Genomic DNA, 12,661 nt, shown 5'->3' with positions numbered 1-12,661 from the left:
CTCGAACGAGTTCGCGCGCGGTCCAGTTCGCACCGCCGTCGATCGAGGCATAGACAGCGTTGGAGGCCACGGCCACCAGCTTGCTGCCGTCCGCTGATGAAGCCAACGACAGCCAATCTTGATCGGAGGCGTGCCCTGTCCAGTTCTCGCCGCTGTCGCTCGAGGTGTAAATCAGGCCATAGCTGTCTGCCGCCACCAGCCTGCTGCCGTCGGCCGACGAGGCCAGCCTCGGGACAAACCAAGGATGGCAGCAAGCTGGTGGTGACTGTGATGGGCGGGCGGCTCTACACCTCCACCACCTCGACCCTTCTGGGCACGGGCGGCTCCATCAGCGGCGCTGCGCCCGACGCCATCGAGCTGCAGTACGTGGGCGGAGGCCTGTTCACCGTTCTGAGCCACGAAGGGAGCCTGGCGATCCGATAGCCGCGCTCTTCGCTGTCAGGGGGCGCCCCGCAAATCCAGATCCCACAACACGTCCGCCCCCATGCGGAACACGCGGGCTGCAGGCCGCGGGCAATCGCGCATCGCCGCAATGCCCGGCAGCGAAAGCCCCGGCCGCCCACCGCCGATCAGCACCGGCGCGACGCTGAGGTGCAGCCGGTCCATGCATCCCTGCGCGATGAAGCGCGAGACGGTGACGCCGCCGCCTTCGACGAAGAGCACGTGCAGGCCGCGCTGCTGCAACGCGCCCAGCAGCGCGCGCAGGTCGGGCGGGCCGCCAGGGTTCTTCATCAGGCCGGGCACCCCCAGCACCTGCTCGGCCCCCACGCGCCGCGCCGCCTCCGCGGCTCGTTGTGCATCGCAGACCAGCAGCGTCGGCGCCTGCCGTTCCGAGAGCACGCGCAGCGTCGGCGGCAGTTGCAGCGAAGGGTCGATCAGCACACGCACCGGGTGTTCGCCCGCCACGCGGCGCGTGGTCAGTTGAGGGTTGTCGATGGTTGCCGTGCCCGCTCCGACGATCACGGCGTCGCAAAGCGCCCGCAGCCGGTGGAGATGGACCAGCACCTCGGGGCCGTTGACGAAGTTGGAATCGCCTTCGTGCGTGGCGATGCAGCCGTCAAGGCTCTGGCCCAGTTGGCCGATCACCCATGCAGGGCCGTTGGACGGCCGATCGAGCACCGGCTTGAGCAGCGCGAAGAGCTCGATGGCTTCCGCGTCCCACGCATCTTCTCGAAGCGCGAAGCCGCGCGACGGATGCCAGGTGAAGGATTGCTGCGGATCAGGTGGCGGCGGGGGACCCACGCCGCGGCGATGACGCACGATGTCGAGGCACAGAGGCCACAGCCTATCGATGCCGGGCAGCGTTGGCGGGGCTCGCATCAGGAACGGGCGCAGGGTACGGGCATTCACCACCTGGGCTTGTAGTAGGGGTCGTCCATGGTACCGGCTGGGGCGCCAGCGGCTTCCGCGTACGTCAGCGCGAGCGCGGCCGCCACCCAGATGAGCGCGACGGCAGCCACGATCAGCGGTTCGACCCAGGTCCGCGCCGTGGCGCTTGGGCCGGCGCTCCTGGCACTTGCTGTGGCCGTTGCGGTGGCCGGTAGGGCCGTGCGTCGCAGGTGCCGGCGCGTCCACCGCACCATCGGGCCGGACGTGAAGGCGCCGGCCAGCAACCCGAGCGGCAGCGGCCTGGCGTCGGTCAGCAGCGCGGTGGCCACCCACAGCGCCAGCCAGGCCAGCACCGCGACGATGGCGCCGCTCGCGCCGAAGGCAAGCCGCACGAAGGGCCAGAGCCACAGGGCGCCGCCCGCCACTGCAGCGGCCAAGGCCAAGCTCGACTCGAAGAGCAGGGCCGAGCCCGAGCGCATGGCAACGGCAGCCAGGCCGAGGCTGGCGACTACCAGCACTGCGGCCGCGTCGGCGCGGGCCGCATGCTCGCGCAGCACAGCGCGGATCACGGCCAGGCCGAGCAGCCAGAGGCCGATCATGAGCGGCAGCGGCTTGGCGGCCAGGGTCGCGAGGGCCAGCGCCCACAGGATGCCGGCGGCCAGCCATTCGGTGCGCCGGCTGGCATGCAAGGCCTCGAGCACCAGCCCCACCAGTGCCGCGGCGGCGTAGATCCAGGGAAGCCGTTCGGTGAGCGCGCCGGGCGGCAACCGCCAGCCGAGCAGCCACACGGCCGCGCCGACGATCGCCACGGCCACGCCCGCCACAGCCCAGCGCCGACCCTGCACGCCGCCCAGCGCGCCGCGCAGCATGCCGGTCACCGTGAACGCGACCAGCAGCGGCAGCAGCAGGCTCTGGAACAGGGGGTGGTGCAGGTCCATCGTGAGGTTATGAGCCGCGGCGTCGCATCAGTCAATGCTGACGTCCTGGGGGGACACGCCTTGGGCCAGCGCTGCACCGTGTCGATGCCGCGCAGTCTTGCGAGGAACAGCCGGTGTAGTCCTCGGGCACCTGCGGTAGCTTGCGTTCGTCCGGAGACGAGAGGGTGAGGGCGGTGAAGGACAATCCGCATGCCGGCCCGATGCCGCATCCGTGCCCTGCCGGTGCGCGGGCTGAAATCAGGGCGAGCGGCCCTCAGCAACGAGAGACCATCCATGAGTTCAAGCCAAGACATCGTGATCATCGGCGGCGGCCATGCCGCCGCGCAGCTGTGCGCCGGCCTCGCCGAGGCCGGGCAGGGCGCCCGCGTGCACCTGGTGTGCGAGGAGGACTGCATTCCCTACCACCGCCCCCCGCTGTCCAAGACCTTCCTCAAGAGCTCCGAGGAGGTGCCGCAGCTGCACCGTGCCGAAGCCTGGTATGCCGAAGCGGGCATCACCCTTCACCTGGGCGATCCGGCGCTGGCGATCGACCGTGCGGCGCACACCGTCACCTTGCGCTCCGGCGCGGTGCTGGGCTGGGAGCGGCTGGTGCTCGCCACCGGCACGCGCGCGCGCCGGCTGCCGGCGCTGGCGGGGCTGTCGAACGTGGCGCTGCTGCGCGCGGCTGACGAGGCAGCGCAGCTACGCTCGATGCTCGGGACAGCGCAGCGGGTGATGGTGCTCGGCGGCGGCTTCATCGGACTGGAGGTCGCCGCCACGGCGCTGGCCCTGGGCAAGCACGTGACCGTGCTGGAAAGCGCGCCGCGCCTGCTGAGCCGGGCGGTTTCGCCTGCGCTGTCCGAGCATGTGCTGGCGACGCAACGTGCCGCCGGTATGGACATACGCATCGGCGCGAAGACCGGTGCCTGGCACACCGACGGGCAGCGCCTCGCGGCCATCGAGGCCGACGGCGAGTCGCTCCCGGTGGACCTGCTGATGGTGGGCATCGGTGCCGTGCCCGAGACCGCGCTGGCACAGGCCGCGGGCCTGGAATGCGCCGACGGCATCGTGGTCGATGCGTACATGCAGACCAGCGACGAGGCCGTGCTGGCGGTGGGTGACTGCACGCGCTTCCCGGACCGGCGCGCCGGCCAGGCATTGCGGCTCGAGTCGGTGCAGAACGCCAACGACCAGGCGCGCACAGCGGTGGCGACGCTGACTGGCGCGGCGCGCCCCCATGACGCCGTGCCGTGGTTCTGGTCCGACCAGGGGAGCCTGCGCCTGCAGATGGCCGGGCTGGTGCCGGCCGAGGGCACGACCGGTGCAAGCATGGTGCGCCGTCCGGGCGCGAACGCGGCGGCCTTCTCGCTGCTGCACTACGTGGATGGCGTGTTGCGATGCGTGGAATCGGTCAACGCGCCGGTCGACCACATGATGAGCCGCAAGCTGCTGGAAGCCGGACGCAGCCCGGACCCGGCGGTGGCCTCGGACCCCGCCGTGCCCTTGAAGACGCACCTGGCCTAGGGCAGAAACGTCTAGCTGCTGGCTGCCGCAGTGCGTTTGCTGCTGCGCTCTTCGGCGGCAGCATTGCGGCGCAGTTCCGTGTCCATGGCGCGCGTGCCGGCGGCGAGCGCCGCTTCGTAGGTGTCGTAAGCGTCTTCGGCGGCTTTCAGGACCTTCTGCGGCGTGCCGCCGTCGTCGGTCTGCAGCAGTGTCCAGACGAAGGAGCCCGGTGCCACCTCGTCGATGGTGAGTTTGAGCGGAGGATGTTTCATGGCTCATTCATGGTGGGCGGCGCAGTCGTCGAATTCTGTAGGCGAAGTTCCAGCGTCGCGGCGGTTACATGATCCGTCGCCTGCGCTCAGCTCATGCGCCCCGCTTCCGCCGGCCGATCGCCTGCGTTTCCCGTGGCCTGCGAGCCGGCGCGCAGCAGCAGCGCACCCAGCAACGCCGCTAAAACGGCGAACGCGGCGCCGACCACGAAGGCCGTTTGGTAGCCGCCCACCAGGGCAGGCAGCGCTCCCGCGCCCGTGGCCGCCATGGCCTCGGTGCGCGCCGACGCGAGGCTCGCCAGCACGGCCAGGCCCAGGGCGCCGCCCATCATGAACGCGGTGTTGACGATGCCGGACGCCAGGCCCGATTCGCTGGGCGCAACGTCGCTCATCGCGACCAGCAGCATGGGATTGAGCGCGATCCCGGCGCCCAGGCCGAGCAATGTCATGCCGGGCATCACGTGCAGCAGAAAACTGCCTTCTACCGGCGCGCCGGCAAAGAGCAGCAGTCCCGCCGCTGCCAGCAGCAGCCCGAAAGCCAGCGGCCCTCGGTTGCCGAAGCGCATCACCAGTTTGGCCGACAGGCCGAGCGAGAAGGCGGCCATGATCAGGTTGGCCGGCAGGAAGGCGAGGCCCACCTGCATCGGGCTGTAGCCCAGCAGGAGTTGCAGGTAGAGCGCCGAGATGAAGAACCAGGCGAACATCGCGGCGGCCCAGAGCACGCCCATCACGTTGGCGACTGCGACGTTGCGCAGCCCGAACAGGCGCAGCGGCATCAGGGGGTGGCGCACGCGCGCCTCGGTGGCGATGAAGGCAGCCAGCAGCAGCGCCGCGAGACCGAGCAGGCCGAGCGTCTGCCTGGAAGTCCAGCCGGCCTCGTTGCCGTTGACGATCGCGTAGACCGCCAGCATCAGCGAAAGGGTGACCGTCAGCGCGCCGCCGACGTCGAGCCGCTCGCCAGCCGCATGGCCTGGCAGGTGCGGGAGCAGCGCCAGGCACAGCGCGTAGACGGCGACGCCGATCGGCAGGTTGACCAGGAAGATCCAGTGCCAGCTCAGCGCGTGCGTCAGCAAGCCGCCGAGGAGCACGCCGATGCTGCCGCCACCCGCGCACACAAACCCGTAGACGCCCATCGCCTTGGCGCGTTCGGCCGGCTCGGTGAACAGGTTCATGATCAGCGAGAGCGCCACGGCCGAGACGACGGCACCGCCCAGGCCCTGGACGGCGCGCGACGCGATCAGCAGGGCCTGCGAGTTCGACAGGCCGCAGGCCAATGAAGCCAGCGTGAACAAAGTGATGCCGGCGAGGAACAGCCGCCGGTGCCCGAACAGGTCGCCCAGCCGGCCACCCAGCAGCAGGAAGCCACCGAAGGTCAGCATGTACGCGTTGACGACCCAGACCAGCGAGGTCTCGTTGAAGCCGAGGTCGGTGCGGATCGAGGGCAGGGCGACGTTCACGATGGTGGTGTCGAGCACGATCATGAGGACGCCCAGGCAGAGGACCATCAGCGCCAGCCAGCGGCGACGTCCTTCGATGTGCTTCTGGCCCACTGGACCCGCTTCGCCTAGCGCGACGCTGCCGTTCGCCTCCGGCGCGGTCGTGCGGCTCATGGTTTGTTGCCGCGGATCACGGCGATCTGGTGGATGGGCAGCAATGGCATCTCCGGTTTGTGGATGGCGTACACAAACAAACCTTAGCAAAGAGAATGGACGCTGTCCACATCTCCTGCCGAGATCCGCAGCCATGGCGGCCGTCGCCCGCTGCTGCCAGGCGGGAGGGCTCGCGCAGGCAAGGGCCTCCCGTGGCGCTCAGTACCGGTAGGGGTTGTTCGGCCGGCGGTCGTAGTAGTTGGGCACGCCGTCGCCATCCCGATCGCGGTCGTAGCGGTTCGGTACGCCGTCGCGGTCGCGGTCACCCCATCCGCGTTCGCGGTGATAGCGGCGCTCGTCGTAGCCGTAGTGGCGCGGCGGGGGCGCGTAGTACACCCGTGGCGGCGGAGGCGGCGCCGGCACGACCATCACCCGGTTGTCGTAACCGTATCGGCCGTCATGCGCCTGGGCCGGTGCGGTGGCCAGGGCGCCGAGCGAGAGCAACGCGGCGGCGCCAAGTGCGAAAGTGATCTTCTTCATGCGAGCTCCTTGTGGTGGAACAAAGTGCCTTGATCGTGCGCCGCCTCTGTGAAGCAGCGGTAAGTCGAAAGCGAAATCTTGTATAGCCGTGTGTCGCTTAAGACAACGCCGCTGCAAAATAAACGCCGACGTCCGCATTATTTGTTTACATGTAGTTAAAATGTATTACATGAATACGGACCGCGACAACTTCCACGATTGGGCCCGCGAAAAAACCGACACCAGCCTCGACAAGGTCACGCCGCCTTACGAGGAGTTGGACCCCGAAGCCGTCGGTTGGGGGCGACTGATCGTCTTTGCGCTGATCGGAGGAATTCTGGTTGCCGCCTTCAAGTGGTTTGCAGGGCTTTGAACATCAGCCTCAACCTTGCCCGGGCGGCACGTCGCCTCTCTTCTGGCGCTCGCGGAACAACGCAGCGCGCATCAGGAAGATGGTCGTGACCGGGGCGCTCAGCGCGACGAAGAAAGCGATGAGCGCAGCATGCAGGAAGAGCTGTGCCCCTTGCACCGAAAAGTAGACGGTGGTGGCCAGCGTGATGCACCAGGTGCCCAGCGTCGAGCCCAGCGTGGGCGCGTGGATGCGCCTGAAGAAGGTGGGCAGCCGCACCAGACCGAATGAGCCGATGGCTGCGAAAGCTGCGCCGGCGACGGCAAACACCGCGGTCAAGATCTCGGCCCACAGCGGGAGCGGCCCCGCAACAAGATCGCTCATTCGATCACCTCGCCGCGCAGCAGGAACTTGGCCAGCGCTGTGGAACCGACAAAGCCGAAGAGCGCGATGAGCATCGCGGCCTCGAAGTACACATTGCTGGCGTAGACGATGCCCAGCACCAGCATCATCAGCATGCCGTTGATATAGAGGCAATCCAGCGCCATGACGCGGTCCTGCGCAGTAGGGCCGATGAGCAGTCGCGCCACCGCGCAGAGCATGGCCACGGCGAGCAGCAGAAGCGCCAGCTTGAGGGCCCAGAAAAGTACCGGAGTCACGATTCGAAGATCTCCATCAGTGGACGCTCGTAGCGGGTCTTGATCATGTCGATGAACGCTGCGGCGTCGTCCTCGTCGAAGACGTGGATCAGCAGGGTCGAACGGTCCAGCGCGATCTCACCCCAGGCGGTGCCGGGCGTGAGGCAGAGGATCATGGCCAGGGTGGCGAGCGCGTTGGCATCTCGCATGGCGAGTGGTACGCGCACGAAGCGCGGAGACATCTCGCTGCCGCGGCGGGTGAGGAGCAGGCGGGCGACCGTGAACGCTGAAAGCACCAGGTCGTAGGCCACCACGCCGCCCAGCCTCAGCGCGAGCAAGGGCTTGCGCATCTTCACGCGGGCCGGCCGCAGGCTCTGCGTCAGCAGCGGGACCACGATCGCGAGCAGGGCCGCGAGCAGCAAGGTCGCCGCATGCAGCGACTGGTTCAGCAACAGCCAGACGACGAAGAGCGCCAGCGACAGCAGCGGCGAGGGCAGCCATCGCTTGATCATGGTGCGGTGCCTTCCTTGGAGGTGGTCGGCCCAGGCCGTTGGCGCGCGCCGAACACGGCTTCCCGATAGGCGTCGGGGTGGCGCAGGCCCTGGGCCGTGGCGCTGGCGTGCTGGATCACGGGCTCGGCCATCAGCGTAAGGGCCAGGCACGCGGCCAGCAGCGCCGCCACCGGGAGCACCTCGAGCGCGCGCAGCGCGGGCAGGGTCTGGTGCGGCTGGGTCCAGAAATGACGGATGCCGGTGCGGCTCAGCGCGATCAGCGTCAGAAAACCGGAGGCGAGCAGCAGCGCGGTGAAGGCCGAGTCGGCCGGCGTGAGGTCGCGCGCCTCGCTCAGCAGGCCCGAGAGCATCGCGAACTTGCCGACGAAGCCGGACAGCGGCGGCAGACCGGCCAGCAGCAGCGTACAGGCGAGGAAGCTGAGTCCGAGGAAAGCGATGCCGGCGGGGAAGGCTCTGCCGTAGAGCGCCTGCGCCTCGTCGTCGAGGTTGACGTCTTCCATGTGGCGCAGGTCTTCCGCAAGAAAGGGAGCGCCGCCGGGCGCCTCGTGCGGTGCGATGCTCAGGCCGGCGTTGCGCCAGCGCTCGATCATGTCGATCAGGAGAAAGAAGGCGCTGACCGCAAGCGTGGAACTCAGCAGGTAGTAGAGCGCGCCGGCCCACACGGACTGTTGGCCCAGCCCGACGGCGGCCAGCAGCGTACCCGCGGAGACGAGCACGCTGAAGCCCGCGAGGTTGGAAAGGCGCTGTGTGCCGACGATCCCGAGCGCGCCACAGAACAGCGTGGCCAGCCCGATCGCGACCAGCGCTCCCTGGCCGAACAGCGCCGAGCTGCCGGCGTCGGGCGCGAAGAGCAAGCTCCACAGCCGCAGCAAGGTGTAGATGCCCAGCTTGGTGAGGAGCGCGAACACCGCGCCTACCGGCGACACCGCGGCGCTGTAGGCCGGCACCAGCCAGAAGTTGAGCGGCCAGGCGCCGGCCTTGGCGAAGAAGGCGGTCGCCAGGATGGCCGCGGCCGCGTGCACCAGCCCGCGATCGGCCGGTGCCAGCTGCGCGATGCGCAGGCCCAGGTCCGCCATGTTGAGGGTACCTGTCACTCCGTAGAGCAGAGCGGCGCCGACCAGGAACAGCGACGATGCCGCGAGGTTGATGGCAACGTAGTGCAGGCCGGCCTGCACGCGCAGCCGCCCCGAGCCGTGCAGCAGCAGGCCGTAGGAGGCGGCCAGCATGACTTCGAAGAAGACGAAGAGGTTGAACAGGTCGCCGGTGAGGAAGGCGCCGTTGAGGCCCATGAGCTGCAGCTGCAGCAACGGATGGAAATGCACGCCCGCGCGGTCCCAGCGCGAGGTGGAATAGATCGAGGCGCAGAAGGCGATCACGCCAGTGAGCGCGACCATCATGGTCGAGAGCCGGTCGGCCACCAGCACGATGCCGAAGGGCGCACGCCAGTTGCCGGGCAGGTACACACCAATCGAGCCGGGGCCGTCACCGGTGTCGGCGGCGTTGACCCAGCGCAGCAGCGCCAGCGCGGCCAAAAGGCCCAGCAGGCCCGAGACCACGCTCAGGAAGGACTTGATGCGGCGGCGCTCCTCGCCCATCAGGAGCATCAGCGCGGCCGTGAGGAGTGGCAGGAGGATCGGCGCCGCGACGAGGTGCGGCATGCTGAACTCGAGCAGGCGGTCGAGAAAGGAGACGAGGCCCGTCATTCCGCCAGCTCCTTCCTTTCCTCACCGTCCACGTGGTCGGTGCCACTGAGCCCGCGCGAAGCCAGCAGCACGACCAGGAACAGTGCTGTCATCGCAAAGCCGATCACGATGGCGGTCAGCACCAGGGCTTGCGGCATCGGATCGGCGGTGTTGGCCAAGGTAGCGGCGACCCCGGGGATCAGCACCGGCTCGCTGTCGACCTTGACGCGGCCCATGCTGAAGATGAAGAGGTTGACCGCGTAGGAGATCAGCGTCAGGCCCATGATCACCTGGAAGGTGCGTGGCCGCAGCAGCAGGTACACACCCGATCCGGTGAGGACGCCGATGGCGATGGCGAGCACGGCTTCCATCAGGATGCAGCGCCTTTCGCCTGGAGGGCGGCACGCTCGGCTTCCTTCTCGCCTTGTTCCTCGGCCCAGCGATGGCTCCGGATGGATTGGTGGGCAAGCGCCGTGAGGATCAGCATCGTCGCGCCGAGCACAAGCGCGAACACGCCGATGTCGAAGAACAGGGCACTCGGCACGTGCACCTCGCCCAGCAAGGGCAGGTGAAGGTGCGCGGTATGCGTGGTGAGAAAGGGATAGCCGAAAAGCAGCGCGCCCGAGCCGGTGGCCAGTGCCAGCAGCAAGCCGAGGGCGATCCAGCGCCGCGGATAAATGCGCAGGTGCTCCTCCACCCATTCAGCGCCCGAGACGATGAACTGGAGCAGGAGCGCCACCGACATCACCAGTCCGGCGACGAATCCGCCGCCGGGCTGGTTGTGCCCGCGCATGAAGAAGTAGACCGACACCAGCGCCGCGAGCGGCAGCAGGAAGCGCACCAGCACAGCCGGAACCATCAGGTAGCCGATGGCCGCGTCAGGCGCGCGGCGCGGGTTCAGCAGGTCGCTGCTTCCGTCGTCGGGCTGGGCCCGCTGCTGTGCGGGCAGGGCCATGGATTCTGGCGCGGGGCGGAAGCGCCGCAGCAGCGCATACACCGTCAGCGCCACGATGCCGAGCACCGTGATCTCGCCGAACGTGTCGAAGCCGCGGAAGTCGACCAGCATCACGTTGACCACGTTGGTGCCGCCGCCCTGGGACAGCGCGTGATCCAGGAAGAAGGGCGAGATGCTCTGCGGGAAGCGGCGGGTCATCATGGTCCACGCGAGCACCGCCATGCCGGCACCGGCGGCCGCAGCCACCAGCAGGTCGCGCCCGCGCCGGCCCCACGGCCTGAGGCGCGCGCGCATCGGCTGCGGCTGGGCGGTTCGCATTGGCAGCCAACGCAGGCCGAGCAGGATCAGCACCATCGTCACGGTCTCGACCACCAACTGCGTCAGCGCAAGGTCGGGCGCCGAGAACCAGATGTAAGTGGTGCAGCACACCAGCCCTGCACCCGAGGCCAGCATCAACGAGGCCAGGCGATGAAATTTGGCCTGCCAAGCAGCTGCCACCGCACAGGTGCAGCCGATCACCCAGGTCATGGCGAACATCGGCGAGAAGGGCAGCAGCTCGCGTGTCCCGCGGGTTGCAGGCGCGAGCCACAGCGAGGCACCGGCTCCGGCCACCGCCACCACGACCAGCAGCAGCAATTGCATCTGCATGCGCCGCGTGCCCAGCACGCGGCGGCTGCGCCGGCCCGCTTCGCTCAGGCGGGCCATCAGGTTCACGAAGATGCGCTGGCCGTCGAGGTGGTGCAGCAGCGGAGTGCGTTCGAGCGCCCCGCGCGCGCGGCCACGCCGCTGCAGCAGGTAGAGCCCGGCGCCGCCGACCAGTGCGACGAAACTCATCGCGAGCGGCAGGTTGAAGCCGTGCCACACCGCCAGGCTGTATTCGGGCAACGTGCCGCCGACCACCGGCGCCGCGGCGGTCGCCAGGAACGCCCCCACCGACCAGGCCGGCGCCACGCCCACCACCAGGCAGATCAGCACCAGCAACTCGGTCGGCACGCGCATCCAGTGCGGCGGCTCGTGCGGCTGCTTCGGCACCTCGGGTCCGGGAAGCGGGCCGAAGAAAACGTCGAACACGAAGCGGGCCGAATAGGCCACGCTGAAGACGCCGGCCAGCGTGGCGATCACCGGCAGGCTCCGGTTGATCCATGGCGTCGCCTGAATGAAGACGGTCTCGGCGAAGAACATTTCCTTCGAAAGGAAGCCGTTGAGCAGGGGCACGCCCGCCATCGAAGCGCTGGCAATGATGGCCAGGGTGCCGGTCATGGGCATGAGCTTCAGAAGGCCGCTGAGTTTGCGGATGTCGCGTGTGCCGCTCTCGTGATCGATGATGCCCGCCGCCATGAAGAGCGAGGCCTTGAAGGTCGCATGGTTCATCACGTGGAAGACGGCAGCGACCGCGGCGAGCGGGCTGTTGAGCCCGAGCAGCAGTGTGATGAGCCCGAGGTGCGAGATGGTCGAGTAGGCGAGCAGCGCCTTCAGGTCGCGCTGGAACATGGCCACGTAGCCGCCGAGCAGGAGGGTGGCGGCGCCGGCGCCGCCCACCAGCCAGAACCAGATTTCGGTGCCGGAGAGGACCGGCCACAGGCGCGCCATCAGGAACACGCCGAGCTTCACCATGGTGGCCGAGTGCAGGTACGCCGACACCGGGGTGGGTGCCGCCATTGCGCGCGGCAGCCAGAAGTGGAAAGGGAATTGCGCACTCTTGGTGAAGGCACCGAGCAGGACCAGCACCAGCACCAGGGGGTAGAGCCTGCTGGCGCGGATCTGCTCGCCCGAGGCCAGCACTGCATCGAGCTCGTAACTGCCGGCGATCCGGCCGAGCACCAGCACGCCGGCCAGCAGGCACAGGCCGCCTGCACCGGTGACCGTGAGCGCCATTCGGGCACCGCGCCGTGCGTCGCGACGATGGTGCCAGTAGCCGATCAGCAGGAAGGAGAACAGGCTGGTGAGCTCCCAGAACAGCACCATCTGGATCAGGTTGCCCGAGAGCACCACGCCGACCATCGAGCCCATGAAGGCGAGAAAGAAGGAGAAGAAGCGCGGCACCGGGTCGGAAGGCGACATGTAGTAGCGCGCGTACAGCACCACCAGCGCGCCGATCCCGAGCACGAGCATGCAGAACAGCCAGGCGAAGCCATCCATGCGGAACACGAGGTCGAGGCCCAGCGCGGGAATCCAGCGGATCTCCTCGCGGATCACGTCGCCGGCAGCGAGACGGGGAAAGAACCACGCCACTTGCACCGCGCAGCCCAGCGCCACCAGTCCTGCGAGCGTCGATTCCCTGTTGCGTGCGTTCGAAGGCAGCAGGGCCGCGATCACACTGGCGATGAAGGGAAGTGCGACGAGGAGGACAAGGGGCATCGCGTTCGATTCTATCGACCGCCCCTTGCGCAAGCCCCTTC

At 68.6% G+C, this 12,661-nt stretch carries 14 protein-coding genes; 3 read left to right on the top strand and 11 right to left on the bottom strand.

Features of this window, described 5'->3' with window-relative positions:
* Nucleotides 1–258 precede the first annotated feature (258 nt).
* Nucleotides 259–423, top strand: coding sequence for a hypothetical protein (locus tag E5CHR_RS23315; RefSeq protein ID WP_162582039.1), 165 nt, complete (start codon nt 259–261; stop codon nt 421–423).
* Between the two features lie 15 nt (nt 424–438).
* On the opposite strand, the gene E5CHR_RS23310 is transcribed toward E5CHR_RS23315, so the two are convergent.
* Together E5CHR_RS23310 and E5CHR_RS23305 are read right to left on the bottom strand one after the other, a co-directional pair.
* Complete coding sequence (locus E5CHR_RS23310; protein WP_162582038.1) at nt 439–1,350, bottom strand: RibD family protein; 912 nt, start codon at nt 1,348–1,350, stop codon at nt 439–441.
* Nucleotides 1,347–2,267, bottom strand: a complete 921-nt coding sequence (locus tag E5CHR_RS23305; RefSeq protein ID WP_162582037.1) for a hypothetical protein — start codon at nt 2,265–2,267, stop codon at nt 1,347–1,349. Before E5CHR_RS23305 ends, E5CHR_RS23310 begins: the two co-directional genes overlap by 4 nt.
* 273 nt (nt 2,268–2,540) lie before the next feature.
* On the opposite strand from E5CHR_RS23305, the gene E5CHR_RS23300 reads away from it, so the two are divergent.
* Complete coding sequence (locus E5CHR_RS23300; RefSeq protein WP_162582036.1) at nt 2,541–3,770, top strand: NAD(P)/FAD-dependent oxidoreductase; 1,230 nt, start codon at nt 2,541–2,543, stop codon at nt 3,768–3,770.
* A gap of 11 nt (nt 3,771–3,781) precedes the next feature.
* On the opposite strand, the gene E5CHR_RS23295 is transcribed toward E5CHR_RS23300, so the two are convergent.
* The 3 genes from E5CHR_RS23295 to E5CHR_RS23285 form a co-directional block, all read right to left on the bottom strand.
* On the bottom strand, nt 3,782–4,021 hold the full coding sequence (locus E5CHR_RS23295; RefSeq protein WP_162582035.1) for a hypothetical protein: 240 nt from the start codon (nt 4,019–4,021) through the stop codon (nt 3,782–3,784).
* Nucleotides 4,022–4,107: 86 nt separating this feature from the next.
* Nucleotides 4,108–5,523 (bottom strand): DHA2 family efflux MFS transporter permease subunit, encoded by a 1,416-nt coding sequence (locus E5CHR_RS23290; RefSeq protein ID WP_232062317.1) that lies wholly within the window; start codon nt 5,521–5,523, stop codon nt 4,108–4,110.
* Nucleotides 5,524–5,826: 303 nt separating this feature from the next.
* Nucleotides 5,827–6,147, bottom strand: coding sequence for a thrombospondin type 3 repeat-containing protein (locus tag E5CHR_RS23285; RefSeq protein WP_162582033.1), 321 nt, complete (start codon nt 6,145–6,147; stop codon nt 5,827–5,829).
* A 169-nt stretch (nt 6,148–6,316) separates the two neighbouring features.
* Between E5CHR_RS23285 and E5CHR_RS23280 the strand changes: the two genes are divergently transcribed.
* Complete coding sequence (locus tag E5CHR_RS23280; RefSeq protein ID WP_162582032.1) at nt 6,317–6,499, top strand: hypothetical protein; 183 nt, start codon at nt 6,317–6,319, stop codon at nt 6,497–6,499.
* Nucleotides 6,500–6,508: 9 nt separating this feature from the next.
* Here the strand turns inward: E5CHR_RS23280 and mnhG are convergent, their stop codons facing one another.
* From mnhG to E5CHR_RS23250, 6 genes are read right to left on the bottom strand one after another with little or no spacing between them, the layout of a single operon-like run.
* A complete protein-coding gene (mnhG, locus tag E5CHR_RS23275) occupies nt 6,509–6,859 on the bottom strand; it encodes a monovalent cation/H(+) antiporter subunit G (RefSeq protein ID WP_162582031.1) in 351 nt (116 codons plus the stop codon).
* Nucleotides 6,856–7,134: a K+/H+ antiporter subunit F gene (locus tag E5CHR_RS23270; protein ID WP_162582030.1), complete on the bottom strand. Its 279-nt coding sequence runs from the start codon at nt 7,132–7,134 to the stop codon at nt 6,856–6,858. Before E5CHR_RS23270 ends, mnhG begins: the two co-directional genes overlap by 4 nt.
* Nucleotides 7,131–7,622, bottom strand: coding sequence for a Na+/H+ antiporter subunit E (locus E5CHR_RS23265; RefSeq protein WP_162583862.1), 492 nt, complete (start codon nt 7,620–7,622; stop codon nt 7,131–7,133). The genes E5CHR_RS23270 and E5CHR_RS23265 overlap by 4 nt, the downstream gene beginning before the upstream one ends.
* Entirely contained in the window at nt 7,622–9,328 is a 1,707-nt protein-coding gene (locus tag E5CHR_RS23260) for a monovalent cation/H+ antiporter subunit D (protein WP_162582029.1), read from the bottom strand. The genes E5CHR_RS23265 and E5CHR_RS23260 overlap by 1 nt, the downstream gene beginning before the upstream one ends.
* Complete coding sequence (locus tag E5CHR_RS23255; protein ID WP_162582028.1) at nt 9,325–9,678, bottom strand: Na+/H+ antiporter subunit C; 354 nt, start codon at nt 9,676–9,678, stop codon at nt 9,325–9,327. Before E5CHR_RS23255 ends, E5CHR_RS23260 begins: the two co-directional genes overlap by 4 nt.
* Complete coding sequence (locus E5CHR_RS23250; RefSeq protein ID WP_162582027.1) at nt 9,678–12,620, bottom strand: monovalent cation/H+ antiporter subunit A; 2,943 nt, start codon at nt 12,618–12,620, stop codon at nt 9,678–9,680. The genes E5CHR_RS23255 and E5CHR_RS23250 overlap by 1 nt, the downstream gene beginning before the upstream one ends.
* Nucleotides 12,621–12,661 lie beyond the last annotated feature (41 nt).

This window comes from Variovorax sp. PBS-H4, assembly GCF_901827205.1.
Classification (GTDB): Bacteria; Pseudomonadota; Gammaproteobacteria; order Burkholderiales; family Burkholderiaceae_C; genus Variovorax.
This window is presented reverse-complemented; position numbering and strand designations above follow the sequence as displayed.

Coding starts and splice junctions, on each gene's coding strand:
- E5CHR_RS23260 (WP_162582029.1), bottom strand. CDS start 9,328: ATGACGGGCCTCGTCTCCTTTCTCGACCGCCTGCTCGAGTTCAGCATG.
- E5CHR_RS23300 (WP_162582036.1), top strand. CDS start 2,541: ATGAGTTCAAGCCAAGACATCGTGATCATCGGCGGCGGCCATGCCGCC.
- E5CHR_RS23250 (WP_162582027.1), bottom strand. CDS start 12,620: ATGCCCCTTGTCCTCCTCGTCGCACTTCCCTTCATCGCCAGTGTGATC.
- E5CHR_RS23255 (WP_162582028.1), bottom strand. CDS start 9,678: ATGGAAGCCGTGCTCGCCATCGCCATCGGCGTCCTCACCGGATCGGGT.
- E5CHR_RS23295 (WP_162582035.1), bottom strand. CDS start 4,021: ATGAAACATCCTCCGCTCAAACTCACCATCGACGAGGTGGCACCGGGC.
- E5CHR_RS23285 (WP_162582033.1), bottom strand. CDS start 6,147: ATGAAGAAGATCACTTTCGCACTTGGCGCCGCCGCGTTGCTCTCGCTC.
- E5CHR_RS23280 (WP_162582032.1), top strand. CDS start 6,317: ATGAATACGGACCGCGACAACTTCCACGATTGGGCCCGCGAAAAAACC.
- mnhG (WP_162582031.1), bottom strand. CDS start 6,859: ATGAGCGATCTTGTTGCGGGGCCGCTCCCGCTGTGGGCCGAGATCTTG.
- E5CHR_RS23290 (WP_232062317.1), bottom strand. CDS start 5,523: ATGGTCCTCTGCCTGGGCGTCCTCATGATCGTGCTCGACACCACCATC.
- E5CHR_RS23305 (WP_162582037.1), bottom strand. CDS start 2,267: ATGGACCTGCACCACCCCCTGTTCCAGAGCCTGCTGCTGCCGCTGCTG.